The organism is Aeromonas sp. INTO2, assembly GCF_049860605.1.
Classification (GTDB): Bacteria; Pseudomonadota; Gammaproteobacteria; order Enterobacterales; family Aeromonadaceae; genus Aeromonas; species Aeromonas caviae.
The window spans coordinates 1-20149 of the sequence record NZ_CP187589.1 but is presented as its reverse complement, the minus strand read 5'-3'; the positions used below and the strand labels follow the sequence as shown (position 1 = coordinate 20149).

The 20149-nt window shown below is 57.0% G+C and carries 18 protein-coding genes and 5 pseudogenes; 11 read left to right on the top strand and 12 right to left on the bottom strand.

What is annotated here, in order from left to right; translation table 11 throughout:
- Positions 1–230 precede the first annotated feature (230 nt).
- Positions 231–1031 (top strand): annotated as a pseudogene (locus ACPW74_RS23080) (IS91-like element ISCR3 family transposase); the annotation flags it as partial.
- 40 nt (positions 1032–1071) lie between these two features.
- Here ACPW74_RS23080 and ACPW74_RS23075 read toward each other — a convergent pair.
- Complete coding sequence (locus tag ACPW74_RS23075) at positions 1072–1776, bottom strand: IS6-like element IS26 family transposase (RefSeq protein ID WP_001067855.1); 705 nt, start codon at positions 1774–1776, stop codon at positions 1072–1074.
- Between the two features lie 64 nt (positions 1777–1840).
- Here ACPW74_RS23075 and repM point away from each other — a divergent pair.
- Together repM and ACPW74_RS23065 are read left to right on the top strand one after the other, a co-directional pair.
- Positions 1841–2611, top strand: a pseudogene (gene repM / locus ACPW74_RS23070) (replication initiation protein RepM); the annotation flags it as partial.
- Between the two features lie 66 nt (positions 2612–2677).
- Positions 2678–3220: a plasmid replication DNA-binding protein gene (locus tag ACPW74_RS23065; RefSeq protein ID WP_004896925.1), complete on the top strand. Its 543-nt coding sequence runs from the start codon at positions 2678–2680 to the stop codon at positions 3218–3220.
- Positions 3221–3578: 358 nt separating this feature from the next.
- On the opposite strand, the gene ACPW74_RS23060 is transcribed toward ACPW74_RS23065, so the two are convergent.
- Together ACPW74_RS23060 and msr(E) are read right to left on the bottom strand one after the other, a co-directional pair.
- Entirely contained in the window at positions 3579–4463 is an 885-nt protein-coding gene (locus tag ACPW74_RS23060; RefSeq protein WP_000155092.1) for an Mph(E) family macrolide 2'-phosphotransferase, read from the bottom strand.
- A 55-nt stretch (positions 4464–4518) separates the two neighbouring features.
- A complete protein-coding gene (gene msr(E) / locus ACPW74_RS23055; protein ID WP_000052512.1) occupies positions 4519–5994 on the bottom strand; it encodes an ABC-F type ribosomal protection protein Msr(E) in 1476 nt (491 codons plus the stop codon).
- 378 nt (positions 5995–6372) lie between these two features.
- Here msr(E) and ACPW74_RS23050 point away from each other — a divergent pair.
- Positions 6373–6666, top strand: a pseudogene (locus tag ACPW74_RS23050) (hypothetical protein); the annotation flags it as partial.
- A 55-nt stretch (positions 6667–6721) separates the two neighbouring features.
- Here ACPW74_RS23050 and ACPW74_RS23045 read toward each other — a convergent pair.
- Positions 6722–6850, bottom strand: coding sequence for a type VI secretion protein (locus ACPW74_RS23045; RefSeq protein ID WP_001260374.1), 129 nt, complete (start codon positions 6848–6850; stop codon positions 6722–6724).
- A 265-nt stretch (positions 6851–7115) separates the two neighbouring features.
- On the opposite strand from ACPW74_RS23045, the pseudogene ACPW74_RS23040 reads away from it, so the two are divergent.
- A pseudogene (locus tag ACPW74_RS23040) lies at positions 7116–7412 on the top strand (hypothetical protein); the annotation flags it as partial.
- A gap of 226 nt (positions 7413–7638) precedes the next feature.
- Here the strand turns inward: ACPW74_RS23040 and ACPW74_RS23035 are convergent.
- Together ACPW74_RS23035 and ACPW74_RS23030 are read right to left on the bottom strand one after the other, a co-directional pair.
- Complete coding sequence (locus ACPW74_RS23035; RefSeq protein ID WP_038988888.1) at positions 7639–7986, bottom strand: hypothetical protein; 348 nt, start codon at positions 7984–7986, stop codon at positions 7639–7641.
- 224 nt (positions 7987–8210) lie between these two features.
- Positions 8211–9908, bottom strand: a complete 1698-nt coding sequence (locus tag ACPW74_RS23030) for a MobA/MobL family protein (protein ID WP_425859265.1) — start codon at positions 9906–9908, stop codon at positions 8211–8213.
- Positions 9909–10117: 209 nt separating this feature from the next.
- Here ACPW74_RS23030 and ACPW74_RS23025 point away from each other — a divergent pair, with 209 nt between their 5' ends.
- Positions 10118–10552 carry a conjugal transfer protein TraD gene (locus tag ACPW74_RS23025; protein WP_164954911.1) on the top strand — a complete coding sequence of 145 codons (435 nt, stop codon included), beginning with the start codon at positions 10118–10120 and terminating at the stop codon, positions 10550–10552.
- A gap of 55 nt (positions 10553–10607) precedes the next feature.
- On the opposite strand, the gene ACPW74_RS23020 is transcribed toward ACPW74_RS23025, so the two are convergent.
- The gene (locus ACPW74_RS23020) at positions 10608–11498 is read right to left on the bottom strand and encodes a DNA-binding protein (protein WP_042046575.1); all 891 of its coding nucleotides are present in this window, start codon (positions 11496–11498) and stop codon (positions 10608–10610) included.
- Positions 11499–11921: 423 nt separating this feature from the next.
- Positions 11922–12320, bottom strand: coding sequence for an Hg(II)-responsive transcriptional regulator (merR, locus tag ACPW74_RS23015; RefSeq protein ID WP_003089120.1), 399 nt, complete (start codon positions 12318–12320; stop codon positions 11922–11924).
- Positions 12321–12394: 74 nt separating this feature from the next.
- Here merR and ACPW74_RS23010 point away from each other — a divergent pair, with 74 nt between their 5' ends.
- The 4 genes and pseudogenes from ACPW74_RS23010 to ACPW74_RS22995 all read left to right on the top strand — a co-directional run bounded on the left by ACPW74_RS23010 (position 12395) and on the right by ACPW74_RS22995 (position 13546).
- The gene (locus ACPW74_RS23010; RefSeq protein ID WP_224873767.1) at positions 12395–12571 is read left to right on the top strand and encodes a mercuric transporter MerT family protein; all 177 of its coding nucleotides are present in this window, start codon (positions 12395–12397) and stop codon (positions 12569–12571) included.
- A gap of 251 nt (positions 12572–12822) precedes the next feature.
- Positions 12823–13038, top strand: a pseudogene (locus ACPW74_RS23005) (mercuric transporter MerT family protein); the annotation flags it as partial.
- Positions 13039–13050: 12 nt separating this feature from the next.
- Complete coding sequence (gene merP / locus ACPW74_RS23000; protein WP_003150552.1) at positions 13051–13326, top strand: mercury resistance system periplasmic binding protein MerP; 276 nt, start codon at positions 13051–13053, stop codon at positions 13324–13326.
- A 7-nt stretch (positions 13327–13333) separates the two neighbouring features.
- Positions 13334–13546 carry a GDCCVxC domain-containing (seleno)protein gene (locus ACPW74_RS22995; RefSeq protein WP_003089113.1) on the top strand — a complete coding sequence of 71 codons (213 nt, stop codon included), beginning with the start codon at positions 13334–13336 and terminating at the stop codon, positions 13544–13546.
- Between the two features lie 12 nt (positions 13547–13558).
- Here ACPW74_RS22995 and ACPW74_RS22990 read toward each other — a convergent pair whose 3' ends face one another.
- Genes ACPW74_RS22990 through ACPW74_RS22980 form a run of 3 tightly spaced genes read right to left on the bottom strand, consistent with a single transcriptional unit; the run spans position 13559 to position 17205 of the window.
- On the bottom strand, positions 13559–16552 hold the full coding sequence (locus ACPW74_RS22990) for a Tn3 family transposase (RefSeq protein WP_033995769.1): 2994 nt from the start codon (positions 16550–16552) through the stop codon (positions 13559–13561).
- Positions 16553–16555: 3 nt separating this feature from the next.
- Positions 16556–16966 carry a putative toxin-antitoxin system toxin component, PIN family gene (locus ACPW74_RS22985; protein ID WP_003150546.1) on the bottom strand — a complete coding sequence of 137 codons (411 nt, stop codon included), beginning with the start codon at positions 16964–16966 and terminating at the stop codon, positions 16556–16558.
- Entirely contained in the window at positions 16966–17205 is a 240-nt protein-coding gene (locus ACPW74_RS22980) for a ribbon-helix-helix domain-containing protein (protein WP_003089107.1), read from the bottom strand. The genes ACPW74_RS22985 and ACPW74_RS22980 overlap by 1 nt, the downstream gene beginning before the upstream one ends.
- A 201-nt stretch (positions 17206–17406) precedes the next feature.
- On the opposite strand from ACPW74_RS22980, the gene ACPW74_RS22975 reads away from it, so the two are divergent.
- The gene (locus tag ACPW74_RS22975; protein ID WP_003150544.1) at positions 17407–18336 is read left to right on the top strand and encodes a recombinase family protein; all 930 of its coding nucleotides are present in this window, start codon (positions 17407–17409) and stop codon (positions 18334–18336) included.
- Between the two features lie 652 nt (positions 18337–18988).
- Here ACPW74_RS22975 and ACPW74_RS22970 read toward each other — a convergent pair.
- A complete protein-coding gene (locus ACPW74_RS22970; protein WP_077268876.1) occupies positions 18989–19942 on the bottom strand; it encodes a replication protein RepA in 954 nt (317 codons plus the stop codon).
- Positions 19943–20149 lie beyond the last annotated feature (207 nt).

Below are 20149 nucleotides of genomic sequence, written 5' to 3'. Positions count from 1 at the left end.
TCCGATCCCGGCAACGACCCGACATCAAGGCCCCAAGGACGGGGCCGGAGCCCGGCAGCGATGCCGGGCTTTTTGTTGTGCCCGCGCCGCGGCAATGTCTGACGCGAAGATCAGAACGCACCGATACGAACGTGCGAACACAGGCGCAACACTGAGCAGCCGTCCCCGCACCGGAGCGCTGCGTGCCGCGCCTCGCCACATCCCGGCGGCAAGCCGCGGGATGCGCGCCACTGCCGTCCGCCCACACCGGTTCGCGGTACGCGCGCCACGCGCCCGAGCGCACGCTGCTGTACGCGTTGGTAGAGGCGCACTACCCGGACTTCATTGCACGGATCGAAGCGGAGGGCCGCTCGCTGCCCGGGTATGTCCGCGAGGCGTTCGATGCCTACCTGCGTTGCGGCGTGCTCGAGCACGGCTTCCTGCGGGTGGTGTGCGAGCACTGCCGTGCAGAGAGGCTGGTGGCCTTCTCCTGCAAGAAGCGCGGGTTCTGCCCGAGTTGCGGCGCGCGACGCATGGCCGAGAGTGCGCGGCACCTGGTCGAGGAGGTGTTCGGCCCGCGGCCTGTGCGGCAATGGGTGCTGAGCTTTCCGTACCCCTTGCGTTTCCTGTTCGCCAGCAAGCCAGAAGCCATTGGCCCGGTGCTGGGCATCGTGCAGCGCGTGATCGCCGGCTGGTTGGCCGATCAAGCCGGCATCGACCGCGCCAGCGCCCAGTGCGGCGCGGTGACGCTGATCCAGCGTTTCGGCAGCGCGCTGAACCTGAACATCCACTTCCACATGCTGTGGCTCGACGGCGTGTACGTGGAAGCCACCGAGCTGCCGCGGCGCGAACTGCGCCTGCACCGCGCCCGTGCGCCCACCACCGCGCAGTTGACCCAGCTGGCAGCTACCATCGCGCACCGGGTGTGTCGGCACCTGACGCGCAAAGGCTGGCTCGAAGGGGAGGGCGAATCGGCCTTCCTGGCAGACAGCGCTGCAGGCGACGACAGCATGGATGGGCTGCGGATGAGTTCGATCACCGGCACTGTTGCAAAGTTAGCGATGAGGCAGCCTTTTGTCTTATTCAAAGGCCTTACATTTCAAAAACTCTGCTTACCAGGCGCATTTCGCCCAGGGGATCACCATAATAAAATGCTGAGGCCTGGCCTTTGCGTAGTGCACGCATCACCTCAATACCTTTGATGGTGGCGTAAGCCGTCTTCATGGATTTAAATCCCAGCGTGGCGCCGATTATCCGTTTCAGTTTGCCATGATCGCATTCAATCACGTTGTTCCGGTACTTAATCTGTCGGTGTTCAACGTCAGACGGGCACCGGCCTTCGCGTTTGAGCAGAGCAAGCGCGCGACCATAGGCGGGCGCTTTATCCGTGTTGATGAATCGCGGGATCTGCCACTTCTTCACGTTGTTGAGGATTTTACCCAGAAACCGGTATGCAGCTTTGCTGTTACGACGGGAGGAGAGATAAAAATCGACAGTGCGGCCCCGGCTGTCGACGGCCCGGTACAGATACGCCCAGCGGCCATTGACCTTCACGTAGGTTTCATCCATGTGCCACGGGCAAAGATCGGAAGGGTTACGCCAGTACCAGCGCAGCCGTTTTTCCATTTCAGGCGCATAACGCTGAACCCAGCGGTAAATCGTGGAGTGATCGACATTCACTCCGCGTTCAGCCAGCATCTCCTGCAGCTCACGGTAACTGATGCCGTATTTGCAGTACCAGCGTACGGCCCACAGAATGATGTCACGCTGAAAATGCCGGCCTTTGAATGGGTTCATGTGCAGCTCCATCAGCAAAAGGGGATGATAAGTTTATCACCACCGACTATTTGCAACAGTGCCCTATTTGCAACAGTGCCGTGTACATCGAAATACGGCTTATCAGGCGTTAAAAGATGCTTGCGATGACTTGTTTGCAAGACAATTCAGTTATCAGAGTCTTAGTGAAAAAGGTAACACTATTAATCACAAATCAAGATGGGTGAGCGAGGTGGCTTATATTGATAATGAAGCTGTCGTTAGACTTATTTTTGCCCCTGCTATTGTGCCTTTAATTACTAGGTTAGAAGAACAATTTACAAAGTATGAAATACAACAAATAAGTAATTTAACAAGTGCTTATGCTGTTCGTTTATATGAAATATTGATTGCATGGCGTAGTACTGGAAAAACGCCTCTCATAACTATGTATGATTTTAGACAAAAAATAGGTGTACTCGAGACTGAATACAAACGAATGTATGATTTTAAAAAATATGTTTTAGACATTGCATTAAAACAAGTAAATGAACATACCGATATTATTGTCAAAGTTGAACAGCATAAAACAGGTAGATCTATTACTGGTTTTTCATTTAGCTTTAAACAGAAAAAATCAGCCACGCATTCAGTCGAATCTAAAAGAGATCCGAATACATTAGACCTCTTTTCAAAAATAACAGATAAACAACGCCATCTATTCGCCAACAAGCTCTCAGAGCTTCCTGAGATGAGTAAATATTCACAAGGCACAGAAAGCTATCAGCAGTTTGCTGTACGTATAGCTGCCATGCTGCAAGATGCAGAGAAATTTAAGGAATTACTTCCTTTACTCAGAAAATTAGGATTTCAATGACATTGTTAATTGAAATTGTTAAGTTAACAGTCAGGTATTAACACAAGTTAGAAACTGGTTTACATAATGAAAAAACTGTCAGTTTCAGAGTTAGCTAAGCTTTATGGATATTCAAGACAAGCCATATATGCACATATAAACAAAGGAAATTTATCTAAAGGATCTGATGGATTAATTGACTTTTCAGAGGCCCTAAGAGTTTTTGGGGAACCACAAAAAAAAGAGGATACAGTCAATCAAAGTCAATCAATTAACAGTCAAAACTTGACAGAAGTTGACTTACTAAAACGTCAAGTTGACATACTGGAAAAACAATTAAATCAGGCAATACAGAGAGAAAATCAATCTTTAGAACGTGAATCGTTTTATCAAGAACAGATTGAAGCTATGCAGCGCTTACTAGAAGCACCAAAAGCCAATATGACTACCTTTACCGATCAGAGCTTTAAACAGGATATAGCAACGGATCCTCGGTCGGAACTAGCAACGAACTATGACGAATTGACTACTCCTCAGCAAGACAATAAGCGTATTCCTATCCCGGAGCATGTTGAACCAGAACAGAAGAAGAGAGGCTTCCTAAGCCGCTTTTTCCTTCCATATGGTTAGCCAAGACTCCAGTTTTTTGAAGAGCCAATTTCAGTGCAAGCACTTGAAATAATGACTCCTCAAAAAACCGGATGATGTTTATTAAAACTGAATAAAACCGTGGAACATCGCTCAATTAGTGATCGTGGAACATGAATAATCAATAAAAAGCCGTTCTGGTGCCCTATACTCCAGAACGGCTTACGTTAATATAATGATATTTAAAGAGAAATATCAAGCATTTCGTATAAGAAATTTTATGTTAAATGATTGTTAGAAATGCCCCTTGATCGAGGCATTTTCTATAAAGAATACTAAAAACTAATTAAAGCCAACCAAGTTTCAAAACAAGGCAGTTCTCAGCAATCATATTTTTAAATTATATAACTCCCAACTGAGCTTTTGCTCCAACGATAAGGCTTTCATTTTGAGTTTCTAAGGCAAATAAACCATACATCAAAGGAGAGGCCGCTGCTCTTTCTAAAGTCTGTTCATATAGTTTATTCCAAACTTTACCCCCTAGTTTTTCATACTCGATGATTAGAGTTTTGAGGCTTTCTTCTCCAAACAAAGTTACATGCCCAGCAAAATCAATCGCTGGGTCATCTATATGGGCTGTTGACCAATCAATAACGCCTGAAACAGCTCCATCCTTTGAAGCTAGTACATGCCCAGCATATAAATCGCCATGTATAAATTGGGTGAAATCTGCCCATAGAACATCATTATCCAACCATTTTCTGTAGCGGGTTTCCAATTGCTCACTTATACCAATTTCAGATTTTACTAACTGCAAATTGTTTGCTATTTCAGGTCTTAAATCTGAAGGTTTCATAATTTTCAAATCATTTTCCCGAACTTCTTTTTCAGGAATACTATGGATTTCAAATAAGGTTTTTGCCAAAGATGTTATGTATTTCGGGCTATCTTTGTCCATATTCCAAATTATTTCATAGGTTTCAGCATCCAAATTTAAAACAGGATTATCTTTAAGTATGGGATAAGCCACTAATTCTGTAGATGAAATTCTCCAATCAGGAACCTCTACAGAAAGATGTTTTTTTACCAATTCTAAAATGCGTTTTTCTTTCTTGATTTGTTCCCTCATGCCATCACGACGAGGAATACGCAGCAACCATTGTTGCCCCTTTGTATCAAGAGCAAAAACGACCTTAAAATCAATGCCCATTTCATTGAAATTCATTTTGTCCGTAAGCAACAAGCCGTGTGCTTCAGCAAGTGATTGAATATCTTGAATTGTCATTTTTAATTTCCTTTAAAGAGTTCAATAATTAATGTTCGGATTAGATTGGCTATCATTAACAATCTCTCTCAAAAGTCTTGATGATTTTGTGGTCTTTGATCTCGTAGATAATGTCAGCAATATTATCGACCAATTGCTTGTCATGAGATACGAAGATAATAGTTCCTGCATAGGACTTCATCATTGTTTCTAATGCGGCAATACTTTTTAGGTCAAGATAGTTTCCTGGTTCATCCATAAGCAAAATATTATATTTTCCTAAAAGCATTTTGGATAAAAGCAGTTTGATGATTTCACCTCCCGATAAGTCGGATAAGTTTTTTTGAATATCATTCGCTCCGATCCCCATTGAAGCCAATACTGCACGAATTTCCGCAACTGTGTACTCGCACTCTTCCTGCATAAAGGAGAGCACAGATTTATGCGTGTTAAATTTATATCCTGTTTGTGTAAAGTAGCCAATTTCAGCTTTTGGAGATATGGTTAATCCATCAGCACGTTCTGATATCATTTTTAACAAGGACGTTTTCCCTGTTCCATTCGATCCAGTTATAGCGACTTTAGCGCCAAGCGGTATTATAAAGTTAGCGTCATCAAAGATAGTACGGCTACCAAATTTTAAGCTCAGACCATCTGCCGTAATCGGGAACTTATTGTGCAGTTCTAGGGCTGAACTTTGACGAAAACGAATAGAACGCAAATGCTCTGGTGCTTGAATATCTTCTAATGCAGCCAAACGCTTTTCCATACTCTTAGCTGCCTGATACAGTTTTCTTTGCTTGGTGCCAGTCATTTTTGCATGCCCAAGTCGTCCAGCACTTTCGGTAGAGTTTTTGGATTTTTCTCCTTTTTTCTTATTGTCTAATCGATTAGCTTGCTGGCGTTTTTCTTGCACAGCAGATTCTAATCGCTCCCGTTCCTTCATCATCAGCTCATATTCTACGGCTTGGTGTTGTCGCTCTTCTTCTTTTTGACGCAAGTAATCCGAGTAACCACCCCAATATTCCGTAATTTTACCGTCTTTTAACTCCCATATCTTGTCTACAACCATATCAAGAAAATATCGGTCATGACTGATAACAAGTAATGCTCCATCAAATGCTTTAAGTTGACCAATAAGTAGATCTATTCCATTGAGATCAAGGTGGCTGGTTGGTTCATCCGCTAGAATGCCATGTACTTGTTGGGAAAATGCGGCAGCAATTTTTGCACGAGTTTCCTCTCCGCCACTCATTGTGTCGTTTTGTACATTGGAAACACCAAGGCGAGATAACATTGCCCGGTCTTCGACCGTTTCTATTTCGATTCCGCCCAGTTGGCTGATATGTGCAAAATCACCAAAACGCTGTAATGTCGCTTCGGCTAAAACAATTTCGCCATTAAGTACTTTGAGTAAACTACTCTTTCCTGCTCCGTTATCACCCACAAGACCAATACGGTCATAAGAGTGAATTTCCAATTCATCAATATCCAAAACATCACGCCCAGCATAATCCAAGCGTATGTTTCTCGCTTTAATAATTAAACTCATTTTTATTTACTCCTGTTTAGCTCTTGAAATTTTTTATGCAGCAAACAGGATTTAGGTGAAAACAAAAGCTAGCATCACAGTGTCCTCCCAAAAAAAAAGCTATTCATCCACAGGGTGGACAAATAGCTAGTCAATTAAGTTATAACTGGAAACTATGCACTAAAAGCATACTTATAAATTAAGCATACTTTTACTTTATATATCCGCATATATTCTTAAAGACACAACAAAAGCCCACCATTATAAAATAGTGTCACTATGCAAATAGTTGTGTCTTAACGAATGCGGATAGAATGCATAAACTTACCTAAAAAATAAAATTCAGTTTTATGATAACTTTACTGTTAAAAGAAGTCTAGACAACCTTGTTTTATGCTTGGATATAAGGCCTTCCCCATTATGATTCTTCTCGCTTCCGGCGGCATCGGGATGCCCGCGTTGCAGGCCATGCTGTCCAGGCAGGTAGATGACGACCATCAGGGACAGCTTCAAGGATCGCTCGCGGCTCTTACCAGCCTAACTTCGATCATTGGACCGCTGATCGTCACGGCGATTTATGCCGCCTCGGCGAGCACATGGAACGGGTTGGCATGGATTGTAGGCGCCGCCCTATACCTTGTCTGCCTCCCCGCGTTGCGTCGCGGTGCATGGAGCCGGGCCACCTCGACCTGAATGGAAGCCGGCGGCACCTCGCTAACGGATTCACCACTCCAAGAATTGGAGCCAATCAATTCTTGCGGAGAACTGTGAATGCGCAAACCAACCCTTGGCAGAACATATCCATCGCGTCCGCCATCTCCAGCAGCCGCACGCGGCGCATCTCGGGCAGCGTTGGGTCCTGGCCACGGGTGCGCATGATCGTGCTCCTGTCGTTGAGGACCCGGCTAGGCTGGCGGGGTTGCCTTACTGGTTAGCAGAATGAATCACCGATACGCGAGCGAACGTGAAGCGACTGCTGCTGCAAAACGTCTGCGACCTGAGCAACAACATGAATGGTCTTCGGTTTCCGTGTTTCGTAAAGTCTGGAAACGCGGAAGTCCCCTACGTGCTGCTGAAGTTGCCCGCAACAGAGAGTGGAACCAACCGGTGATACCACGATACTATGACTGAGAGTCAACGCCATGAGCGGCCTCATTTCTTATTCTGAGTTACAACAGTCCGCACCGCTGCCGGTAGCTATTGACTATCCGGCTGCACTAGCCCTGCGTCAGATGGCTCTGATCCAAGGCAAACTGCCAAAATATCTGCTGGCACCGGAAGTCAGCGCCCTGCACCATTATGTTCCGGATCTGCATCGCAGGATGCTGCTGGCTACCCTGTGGAACACCTACATCTGTATTAACGAAGCGCTGGCATTGACCCTGAGTGATTTTTCTCTGGTGCCGCCCTATCCCTTTGTGCAGCTTGCCACGCTCAAAGGGGTTTGAGGTCCAACCGTACGAAAACGTACGGTAAGAGGAAAATTATCGTCTGAAAAATCGATTAGTAGACAAGAAAGTCCGTTAAGTGCCAATTTTCGATTAAAAAGACACCGTTTTGATGGCGTTTTCCAATGTACATTATGTTTCGATATATCAGACAGTTACTTCACTAACGTACGTTTTCGTTCTATTGGCCTTCAGACCCCGCAGACGGGCGACAGGATCACGCCTTGCCCTCGGTCAGCGGCGTTTTCGTCACCCAAATGGGCAATTCCAGCGGCAGGGCGATTTCGGCCCGGTCGCGGGCCTGCAATTGCGCCCGCGCCCATTGGCCGTCTCGTTTCATCTCCGCTCGCAGAGGCAGGGGGTGGGTGTGCTCGAACTGCTCCCGGTCAAATGGCACCCCGGCTACGGTCAGCCGCTCAGGCATGGGCCGTTCCTGGCCGTGCTCGCGGACTAACACGTCATCGCCGCGCCGGATGATGTAGTACCCGGTCGCATCAGCGTTCATCCGCTCCGGCGCAGCATCTACGAAATCGGCCCGGTTCTCATCGAATGCCCAGACTTTCATGCGCAACCCTCCCGAATCGACATCAGATGGTGGCAGGAATGTGGCTGCATTGTGGTGAAGTGCCACGCTATTGCCACCGTATGCACACACAGCCGCCACAGTGTCGCCACTGTCTTACCAATATCCCGCCACCATCGTTCCACCATGTCACCACCTTGTTACCGTCATCATTGACACCATGCCGCCACCGTCTTTCCACACTGTTCCCACCATTGCCGGTGGCATCATGGGGTGGGAGTAGAAACAGGGGAGTCCTCTTGTGGCTGTTTGGGATCGGCATCCCTCGCCGCCTGTTCCTGCATAGCCCGCCGCTCCTGTTCGGCCATGCCTTTTGCGCAGGCCTGAGCGAACATTTCCGGCGTCATGCCTTGCTCCGCAGCGGTATCCATGTACGCCGCGAAACGTGCTTTGAGTCCGGCAAGCGGTGCGGCCAGAACGGTCAAGCTGAGGTAGTGCTCGAACTGGGCTGCGTGCATGAAGGTGCGTTCAAACGCCGCCCAGCGAGGATCATCATCGCTGGGCTCCGGCTGAGTGGCGTCAGCCTCTTGCGCGGCCATCGACTCTTCCTCGCGCTCGCGCTCGATGCGCTGCTGCTGTAGCCGCTTCGCCTCGGCCTCGCGCTCCTGGCGGGCCTTCTCCTTCTGCAAGGCTTCCAGCTCGGCCAGCTTCGCCAGCGTCGGCTCCTGCTCGGCGGTGATGCGCTGGTGCGCCTGCTGGCGCACGTGCTGCACGCGCAAGCTGGCCTCCTCGATGCGCTGCCCAAGTCGCTGCCACTCGGCGCGGTGTTCCTCGCGCTGCTGTTCCAGCTCGCGCAGCTTGGGCGCATGACCAATGCCCTTGTCGTGGAACCACGCCTGCACTTTGTGCGCCTCCCGCCATGCCTGCGCCTGGTCGCGGGCGCGGGCTGCGGCGCTGCCCGCCTCGGTGTGCTGGTTCTGTAGCGCCTGCCGCTCGGCCTCGGCCTGTAGTACAGCGCGGTCGCGCTCTACCAGGTCGATCACTCGCGGCGGGCGCAGGCGGGCAATCTCCTGGGCCAGCTCGCGGCTGCTCATGCGCTCCAGGCGCTGGCGCTCCTGCTGCGCCTTCTCCCGCTCGGCCCGCTCTCGGGCCTCCCGCTGGGCCTGTTCGCGGCGCTGCCGCTCGGCTTCCAGGTGGATGATTTCGGCGCCGGTATCCGGCACCGCGCGCCGCAGCTCGGCGGCGGCCTGGGCCACCTCGGCGCGGGCGGCGCGAAACTCGATCACCTGGGCGCGACCTTCGCCGCGCCAGGCGCTCGGCAACTGCTTGCGCTCCGGCTCCAGGCCGGTGCCGCGCTCGGCGTGGCTGCGCATGTCGATGCGCTGCTCCACCCCGGCCCGCTCCAGGTGCGCATTGCACATGGCCTCCCAGCGCCCGCGCAGCTCTTTCAGCTCGGCGGCCCGCTCGGCCTTGGTCAAGGTCTGGCCCGCGCTCGGGCCGTAGCCCTTGCGTGCGCCGCCCTTCTCCGGGGCCTTGGCGTTGTACCGCTTGAAGTACTGCTCCGGGTCGCGGTCGATGCCATCCACCTGTCGCTCCGAAAACATCAGGTGGAAGTGCGGCTGCTCGCCACCATCGGCGGCGGTCGGTACATGGAGGGCCCACTGGTAGGCGTGCCGGTCGCCTATCTCCTGGCGTACAAACTCGCGCACCAGCTCGATCCGCTGCGCGGCGCTCAGCTCGCGCGGCAGGGCAATTTCCATCTCCCGGTAGGTCGTGCCGTTCTTGCGCTCGTAGGCGTCGGCGGCCTGCCAGAAGGCAAGCGGGTTGGACTGCGCCCAGGCGGGCATGTTGCCCGCCTCGGTCGCTTCCAACTTTTCGCCGCGCTCTAGGCGGTTGGCGTACTGGCCTTCGCGGGCGATGTAGGCGGCATGAGGCCCGGCCTTACCGGCCTTGCCTACCTTCATGCTCAATCGCCCGATTGCCACCGCCGCCGCTCCTCGTGTTTTTTGCGCCGTAGGCGCTGGGGTGCAGGGGCTTCCCCTGCCGCGCGTTTCTCGGCTTGCCGAGAAACAACTAAGCGCGCCTTCCGTAAAACGGAAGGATACCGCAGCCGTCGCGCCCCGGCCACCTTCCGCGTAAAATGGGAGCCTCCATCACAGAGGGAGACGCACCCATGACACAAGATAAGTGGCTGGCCGAACGGCTGGCATACCTGCGCGGCTTGAAGGCTCCCAGCGATCAACAGCGCCTGCTGCTGATGCTGGCCGACAAGCCCGACCGCACCGCCGACGATGGCCGCAAACTGGCCGCCCTGGTACGCGCCGAGAAGGCCGCCGAACGCGCCCAGAAGGCCCGCGCCGACGCCGCCCGCATCATCAACGCCGAGAAGTCCGCCGAGAGGAAGGCCCGCGACCATGAGCTGTACGAGTCGGCGGGCCTGATGATCCTGGCCGGGCTGATCGATACCAAGACCGGCAAGCCGACCCGCGACCGGGGCGAACTGCTGGGCGCTCTGGTGTCGCTGGCCGAGGCCCAGGTCGATGACGCCAAGAGGGCAGCTTGGAAGGCCAAAGGCGATGCCCTGATGGCCGAGAGGGCGCGGCGATGACGGACTACGGCTATGCCATCGACCCCCGCCCCGCCGAACTGGGCGGCGGCTGGCATCACTCCCCCCCTTTCCCTTTCGGTGCCTTGGTGGCCTTCTCGGCGGCCTCGGCCTTGTCCTGCTGCCGTTGCAGCGCCTCAAGCTGCCCGGCAAGTCGTGCGGCCTGCTCGCGGGCCTCTGCTGCCACCTTGCGGGCCTCGTCACGCTCGGCCTGCGCCTGCCGGATTTCCTGCGCCGCTGCTGCGCGGGCGGTGTCGTGGGCCTGTGCAGCCTTGGCGGCCTGCTGCTCGATCTGCTCGGCGCGGTCGGCGCACGCCTCCAGCTTGGCGGCCAGCACGGCGGCCTGCTGCTCGGCGGCGGTGCGGCCCTGCTGTGCCTCGGCCAGTGCGGCGCGTAGGCGCTCTATCTCTGCGGCCTGCTCCGTCTGGCGCTCGGTCTGCGCTTCGATCTTGAGCCGTGCCGTTGCCACCTCCACGCGGGCGGCCTCTGCCGCCTGCTGCTCGCGCTCGATGCGCTGCTGCGCCTCGGCCAAGTCGGCGGCCTGCTGGGCGGCTTTGCCTGCCAGCGTGTCGCGCTCAGTGGTGAGGACGGCCACCTGCTCGGCCAGCTCGTCGCGCTCGGCCTCCAGCGCCTCGCCTGCGGCCCCAAGTTCGGCGGCCTCGGCCTGCGCTTGCTGGAGTTCTTGCTCTTTCTCGGCCCGCGCCTTCGCTGCGGCCTTCTCGATCTCGCCAGCAATGGCGGCAGTCAGCGCCTGCGGCAACTCCGGGGCCGCAACGGCAGCCACCGGGCGGGCCTCACGCCATTGCACAAGATGCTTGTGGATCGTGTTTGGCGACCCGGTGCCGCCCAAACGCTCCCGGATCGCATTGATGGTGGGCTGTTGCCCGTCGCCCACGAGGGCGTCAGCGGCGGTGAAAACTTGATCCCGAGTGATGCCTTGACGTGCCATGATCCTTTCTCCTTTCGTATCGTATTACTGTATTTCGTATTGATACGATACCATACAGCTATACAGTACGATACACAAGCGGTTTTCGTAACGTACCGCTGCCCGGTCGGCTGCTCGTTTTTGGTGAAACACCGTGCTGACGCCTCGCCTTCGGCTCGTTGTCGGCCAGCCGTCGAACGAAAAGCGGAGCTTTCCGCCCGCCGCCCGGCTCCACTTGGGCAAAGCGGCCAGAAACGGGCCTACAGCGCGTTTTCCGGTCTTGGGGTGGCCTGGGTTATGCCAGACCCCTAAAACGGCCCTACGGGCCGCTGTGGCGCTTCCTGATCGCTTTTGGGGTTTGGGGAGCAATGGAACCAAAAACCAACGTAAGCTCTGAATCCCACCGTAAAGGGGCTTTCCGATCTCCAGCTCACCCGCCAGGCATTACTCTCTGATCAGTGCCTCGATGATCGGGCAGATCGTTCCGCCGTCTCCCGCATCACATTGCTGCACCAGTTCGCCTAACAGTTGCTGCATGACGACCAAGTCGGCCATCTTCTGCTCGATCAACGCGAGCTTGCGTGCAGCCCGTGCTCGCGTTTCGGCACAGGCGCACGACTCATCCAGCGTCAGCAGTCCACCGACTTCCGAGAGCGTGAAACCCAGCGCCTGAGCCCGCTTGATGAAACGCAGTCGCTTCACCATGTCCACCGGATAGCGCCGATGGCCACCCAAGGGTTTGGCTGGTTCATCCAGCAGCCCGCGTCGCTGGTAGTAGCGGATCGTCTCGACGTTCACCCCGGCGGCGTCTGCCAGCTTGCCAATGGTCAGCTCTGTGGCCATCACTTTCTCCTTGATTCCGTACTTTGGTACGGAGTTTAGAATAGCACCTAGGCAATCAGGCTCAGGAGATGGGAATGGGGATGCAACTCACCGGGAAAGGCTCGCTGGTCGCGAGTTCGCTGACCGCCATCGGTGCGTCGGTGTGCTGTGTCGGGCCACTGGTGCTGTTGGCACTCGGTGTCGGCGGTACGTGGGTGGGCGCTCTGACCATGATGGGGTCGCTTCAGAATTCGGAAATTAAAGCACGTTAAGAGATCCGATACCCAGCAACTGCGCGGCTTTGCGCAAGCTGCCAACCCCTAGAAACAGCATTTTCGTGGTTCTCGAAACTCGGCTGTTTCAGCCGTGCAATATGAGAGTGGTTTTCGAGAAAGCAACATGCCATACCAGCACTAGCGCGGATCTGATTCTCATTGAAGCCTCTCAAAAACGATCGTTTGCGAGAAGCTAGACCATGCCAGCGGCTTACCGTACGATTTTTTCCGTTTTCTGAGGTGACCCCATGATGGAGCCACTACGCCCCCTCTTCATCGGGTTGACTCTACTGTTCCTGGGATTGGCATTCCGCAAGCTCTACCTGGTGCCACAGGTTTGTACGCCAGGTACACCCTGCGCCGATCCGCGCACGCTCGTGCGACAGCGACTCGTGTTCTGGATCGTCAGCGTGCTGCTGCTCGGCCTATTGGCCGTGCCGTGGCTCGCCCCGCTGTTCTACTGAAGGAGATTAACCATGCGCAAACTGCTGATCGCCGTGCTTTTCGCCTTGCCCTTCGTGGCGCTGGCGGCTCCCCCGAAAACCGTCACGCTCGACGTGCAGAACATGACGTGCGGACTCTGTCCGATCACGGTCAAGAAGTCGCTGGAGAAGGTGTCCGGCGTGAGTGACGTCCAGGTCAATTTCGACCAGAAGACGGCGACCGTCACCTACGATCCCGATAAGGCCCAGCCCGAGGCACTGACTGAGGCGACCGCGAACGCGGGATACCCCTCCACAGTGCAGAAGTGAGGTCACGATGAGCGCCATTGTCCTTGAGTCCGTGCTGACTTGCCCGCGCTGCGGCTTCGCCAAGCCGGAAACCATGCCCACGGACGCCTGCCAGTTCTATTACGAGTGCAGCAACTGCAAGGCGCTGCTGCGCCCCAACCCAGGGGATTGCTGCGTTTTCTGTTCGTTCGGCTCGGTGAAGTGCCCGCCGATCCAGCAGCAGCTTGGGTGTTGCTCATAGCGTTTAGGGGGATCACAGGTCGTCGTCTGGATTACGCAGTGGCCGCAGCTCGCCGCGCGCAACTTCTTCCGGTACCGCAAAGGAATACCGCCCGAGCATGTTGATGTGCTCGTAGATCAGCGGCGATAGCCGGGCCAAATCCTCTTCCAGCACTGGATAGCCGTGCTGCTTGAGCCGTTCCACGGCCGCCGTCATGTAGAGGGTGTTCCACAGCACGATGATGTTCACCACCAGGCCCAGAGCACCGAGCTGGTCTTCCTGGCCTTCGCGGTAGCGCTGGCGGAGCTCGCCGCGTTTGCCGTGGAACACGGCGCGGGCCAGGCTGTGCCGGCCTTCGCCTCGGTTCAACTGGGTCAGGGTGGCGCGGCGCTTGGACTCGTCGTCGATATAGGTCAACGTGTGCAGAGTCTTTTCGATCCGCCCGAATTCGGCCAGCGCCTGGGCCAGCCGGGTGGGTCTATCTCCCGTTTGCAGCGTGCGCATGATGCCAGTCGCCGGCACCCGGCCGAGTTTGAGCGAGCCGGCCAGGCGCAGCAGGTCGTCCCAGTGCTCGGCGATCAGGTCGAGTTTGACCGACTGGCGGGCCAGCCCGTTGAGCTTGCCGTAGTCCGCGTCCGGGCGCGTGCGCCAGAAGCGGGTACCGCCGACATCGGCCAGCCGCGGACTGAAGTGGTAGCCAAGTAGGCGGAAGAGCCCGAACACCACATCGCTGTAGGCCCCGGTGTCGGTCATGATTTGCGTCGGCTGCAACTCGGTCTGCTGTTCCAGCACGACCGCCAGCAACACCAGGCTGTCGCGCAGCGTGCCGGGCACGGTGATGGCGTTGAGGCCGGAGAATTGGTCGGAAATCAGGTTGTACCAGGTGACACCCCGGCCGGTGCCGAAATACTTCGGATTGGGGCCGGCATGCACGGTGCGCACCGGTACGACGAAGCGCATGCCATCGGCGGAGGCGACCTCGCCGCCACCCCAGACTTGGGCCAGTTCCAGTTGGCTTTGCGCTCCGACCAGGATGGCGTTAGCCGCTGACAGGGTGTCGTCGCGGATATAATTCTGGCTGACCCAGGACAGCCGGTCACGGCGCAGCGCCGGGTTGTCGGTGCGGATCAAGGGCTCCAGGCCGGTGTTGCAGGCCCCGCCCAACAGCACCGCGCAGAGGCTGGTGACCAGGTTGTCGGCGCGTGCATTGCGTTCGGAGACATGGGTGAAGGCCTCGGAAAAGCCAGTGCGGGCGGCGATTTCCAAGAGGATTTCCGGCAGATCGACACGCGGCATCAGGTCAGACACGGCCGCCCGCAGTTGCAGCAACGAGCAGGGCTCGTCCAGCTTGTCCAGCGCCCCGAGCGACAGTTCGGTCTTGCCCTCGGTGTTCTCGCTCAGTTGAATCGCCGGGTTGTCGGGCAGGCGCGCGGCTACTGCCAGCCAGGTTGCATCCAGCTCGACGGACAAGGCGTCCAGGGTGGTTTTGGCGTCGATGGTCAGGCCCAGTGACCGGCAGATGATCGGTCGCGCCGCCAGCCATTCGGCACCGTCGAGCAGGCCAAGACGCGGGTCGGCATAGCGCCAACTGGGCGAGACGAAGACATCGTGGCGGCGCAGGGCCGTGCGCAGCGCATCGAGCGTGCAGAACACATAGGCACCCATGTCGAGGGAGCCATCTTCGCGGGTGATGTGCTTCTGCCAAGCCTTGGCCACGATCTCCTGCGGCGCGTCATCCTCTGGCTTCCGGCGCGGCAGGTTCAGTTGCAGCCACTCCAGACTAGCCGCCACGCCCTTGCCGGCCGGGCTGAAGCCGAAGCGGATGTGCTTGAGCAGGTCGGGCAGGAAGCGGCGCACGCTGCGGTAGCGCGCTTCCAATGCAAGAAAATAGACGTCATCTACCGGGCGGATCAGCGCGTTGACCTCTTCCAGGGCCTTTTCCAGGGTGGTCCTCGGCAGGTCGTTGAACAGCCGGGCGCGCACGTTGTCATCGCTGATCGAGCTGTCCAGCACGACCTTGCACGCGGCGGCGAGCGTCGCGGCCGACCGATCCAGGTCTTTCAGGCTGCGCATGCGGGCTTTCTTGTCGGCCTTCTCCGCGTTGCTGAACAGGTCGCGCAGCAAGGCCTCCAGGACTTCCAGTGCGTCGTCGTGCGCAGTCGCCTCCAGGCAGAGTGCGAAGGCCACCAGTGTCGCCATCCGCCGCGACGCCGGCAGCCGATTAATCGCGGTGACCTTGGCCGTGTTGGCGAAGCGGGCCAGGGCGGCGATACGGCTGGGAGGGATGTGCGCCGCCGCCGGCAAGGTGATGCCGATGCCGCGCACGTCATCGAGCCGGCGCAGTGCCCGAATCAACGCGGGGCCACTGACCATGACCGGGCCGGAGCGCAATTGATCCAGCCGGGAGCTGCGGTTGCCTTCGGCCACCGTCAGCAAGTCTTGCAGTTGCAATCGCTGTTCCTCAGTCACGCTGCGGCCCAGCGTAAACCAGAGGCGTTCTTCGACCCGACTGCGCAACTGGGCGATAAAGCGCTCTAGTTGAGACACACCAGGCAGGAGGACTTTCTGTGTGAACAGCCACGAGGTGGCTCGCTCAAACAGCACTCCCGGCCGGTCGGTGCCCGTCCAGCAGAGGGCATACAGCCAGCGGCTCAAGCGAAAGCCGATGCCCGGATCGGTGAAATGACGATAGCCAAAGCGGTTCTGAATATCGGTGGCATGTATCCAGCGGCGATGATCGCTATAGCGCTGGAGGCAGTCGGGGTCTGGAATCGCCAGTTGTCGGCAAAGCACCTGCAGGACTTCCACCGGCACGGCGGCGGGCTTGTCCGGCAGAACGCCAACGAAGCGGACGGTGGTCAGCAGAACGGCATAACCCAGACGGTTATGGTTACCCCGCAGCACCTGGATGGCTTCACGGTCTTCATCGCTCAGGTGGAAGTAACGTTCCAGCTCTTCACGGCTGGGCGAATCAACATAGCGGCCAAAACCGTCGCGTTGCTCTTGAGTCAGAAAACCGACCGGCATTGATCACAGCACCTCGACGCAGAACACGGCGGGCGTGACGATCCGCGTGCGTTCGATGTGCCCGCGTTGCAGCAGGCCGGCGCGGCGATCACCGGTTACCAGGTAGTCCGCATCGCCCGCCAAGGCCATGGCCAGCAAAAACGAGTCATCCGGATCATCGGCTTCGACCTCGATGGTCAGGCGCTCCAGTACCACAGCCCGTTGCAGGTTATTGATCATGGCGCCCACCTTGGCGGGCTGTAGGATGGCCTGAAGCTTGGGATAGCGGCTGGCTCGACGAATTTCATCGAGTTGCATCCGCGAGGTCACCACCTCGAAACGCGCCGCCCGCCAGGCACGGTAGATCGCATCGGGCGCGCCATGTGGCGAGATCAGGGCGCTGAACAGGATGTTGGTATCCAACACGACCCGCATCAGCGCTTACGTGCCCAGTCGAGCGCTTCGTCAACCGCGTTGGTCAATTCTGCCTCACTCAGATGGGCGTTAGCGGCCTTGGCCTGCTCAGCGCTCAGCTCCAGGATGTGTGCCCGTACCGCTTCTTCGATGAAGCGCGACAGGTCGCCCTTACGGCCGCCGCCCTGGCTGGCCAGAAACATCCGAAGCGACTGGTCGGTGTCGGCCGAGACGGCGACATTCCAGCGAATGGTATTCATAGCGTTCTCCGCTAATAGGTGTTTGTGTGTTTATACGCCAATCACAAAGGGCGATGCAATGGTTCGACAAAACGAAGGTTTTGCCGAACTCTATCGAGGAATGGCTCGGTTCGTTAAGCTCCCCGCGCTACGGTTCAAATAACTGGTACGCTTAATCAAAGTTCAACTATTACTAACGTAGTCGAGTAAACAGTACTTTTGATGAAGATCGGTTATGCGCGAGTGAGCACTCGGGATCAGAAAGCCGACCTACAAGTCGATGCCCTGAAACAGGCCGGGTGCGAACGCATCTACCAAGACATCGCCAGCGGCGCGAAAAGCGCCCGGCCGGAGTTGGACAAACTGCTGGCCAACGTGCGGCCGGGTGATGCCGTGGTGATCTGGAAGCTGGATCGCCTTGGGCGTTCCCTCAAGCACCTGGTCGAGTTGGTCGGCGAGCTGGCAGAGCGCAAGGTCGGCTTACAGAGCCTGAATGACCCCATCGACACCACCCACGCCCAAGGCCGCCTGGTGTTCAACCTGTTCGCCTCGCTGGCGGAGTTCGAGCGCGAGCTGATCCGCGAGCGGACTCAGGCGGGTCTGTCGGCCGCACGGGCGCGTGGCCGGATCGGTGGCCGTCCCAAGGGCCTGCCAGCCAAGGCTGAGGCCACCGCCATGGCGGCCGAAACCCTCTACCGCGAAGGTCGCCTGAGCGTCAGCGCGATCGGCGAGAAGCTGCACATCTCCAAGAGCACGCTGTACAGCTACCTGCGCCACCGTGGTGTCGAGATCGGCGCGTACCAGAAGAGCGCCAGGTCACGCGACCAGCAGCCTTCGGCCGCGTCGCCGGCAGAGCCGCCCGCCGCCGAGCGGGTGGCCACCGTCACCCTGCGCCTCGCGGTGGTGAATAACAGCAAGTTCGTGCGCGGCCGGAAGCGGGCCACGGAGAACATTGAGCGCTACTGCCTGGAGCCCTATGGCATGAAGCGGCTGGATGCCGGCCACTATGAGTTGACCATTCCGTATCGGAGCGACGATGAGCTGGACAAGAGCGTGCATGACCTGCTGACCGAGATCAGCCAGGAGGCCGACATGCGCAACTGTTTTGTCGAGATGGGCGCCTGGGAAGAAGACACCGAAAAGCGTTGGTAGGGCTTACGTTGGTTTTTGGTTCCATTGCTCCCCAAACCCCCTTTTCGAGTGGAAAGGGGGGTCAAGGGTCTCCGGGGCGGCCCGGAGAGGGCCGCAGGCCCGGCCCTTGACGCCCTTGGAACGACCCAAGCCTATCGGCAGACGGGAGGAAGAAGCCGAAGGCGCACATCCTCCCGGCTAGCCCCCACGGGCAATGCAGTGCTCCCCTTCCCAGCGGGAAGGGGCGGGGGGGATGGGAGAGTGTCGGCCAGTCTCGGGGCTTGTTCGGAGTGCTGGCCGTTGGCCTGCCTTTCTGAAAAACCGCTTTTGCGGCCTTTGGGTGCCAACTGCTGTTTGTCCAGGCTGAGGCGGTGGGGCTGCGTGCGCGGCTTGTCCGCGCTTGGTGAACGGCTGGCCGCTTGCGGCCACATTTTCAGCCGGAGGGGGAGCCGCCCGAAGGGTGGGGGAACCCCGCAGGGGTGCCCCGGCCTTTAGGCCGCTTTCAGCGTCGATTTTGCGTGGTGGCTTGAGTTATCCACCGATAGGCGCAGCCAATTATCGGTAAATATTTATAGGTTAAAACATTAAAGGCATAACCGTACCGGTTTAGGGGGGGGGCGATTCAGCGTGGATAACTTGCTTCATCCACAGGGTTTATCCCCACCCCGGCCCCTCAGCCCTTGTATGCGATGGGGGGGGGCGACCCCAGCAGCAGCACGCCGCCCGTGACGGGCTTGACCTTGGCCTGCGGATAGACGGCTAACACCTTCTTGATCGCGGGCACAAACTCCTTTTTGAAGTCCTTGTCGGGGTCTTTCCCCTTGTACTCCTGCGCGAACTGTTCGCGGATGGCCTTCCAGTGAAGGGTGACGCCTCGCCCCTCAATGCGATGTAGCCGGTGGGCAAGCCATGTGTACACGTCCAAAGCCAGCGCGGAATCAGACAAGGCCATGAGGGCGCGGTTATCGAGCGGGACGGCGTTCTCTACCAGTGAGTTGAAGTAACCATCAGACAACACCAACAGGCCCGGCCAAAGCGCCTGCTGGCCCGTTTCCCTGTTCGCCAGCCAAGCGTCGAACTGCTCCACCGGCTGCCCGTTGAACGTGCGACCCTTGAAGCCTAGTTGCAGGCGGCAGGCTGCAAGGGCGTGCATCTGCTTCCGCAGAGTGGTGAACGATCCGCGCACCCCGCCAGTGGTGGGCTTACCCAACAGTCGCAGAAACTCGCTTGCGCTGCTGCCGATGGCAATTTCGCGGTCTTTGGTTCGCACGGCCTGCGTGGAGATCCACGCCAGCGCCAAGCGTGGCAAAGGGCCATAGGGGACGGGCTGCTGCACAGGCCCCTTGCCCTCATCCAGCCACCCCGCCTGCACGTTGATCCAAGCTGCGCCGGATTGGCGCATGAACTCGCGGCCATCGAATTTGGAGCGCGGCAGGCCGACTTGGCACAGCACCGAATGGGTAAAGGCCATGTCCTCACCATCGGGCGGCGTGCTCATGATCTCCGCCGATGCCTCAATCAGCTTGAGGTCGGATTGTGTCAGGATGCCCGGCTGTTTGCGCTTGGGTGTCGCCTTGGGCTTTTCGGTAGTGACGGCAACAGACACACCGGCGGCAAGCTGGGCCATGACGCGCTGCCGCTCGGCCTGCGCCTTCTCGCGCTTCGCGGTGGCTTCGTCGATCTGCGCCCGGACTCCCGCAACCTGTGGGCTATCGACACCGTGCTCTATGGCTACGCTGGCAAGCGACCGGCGCAACTCAATGAGAGCTTCATCAAGCTGGGCGATGAGAACATCGAACGCTGATACCCAAATCTCTTGATCGTTGGCGGCCAT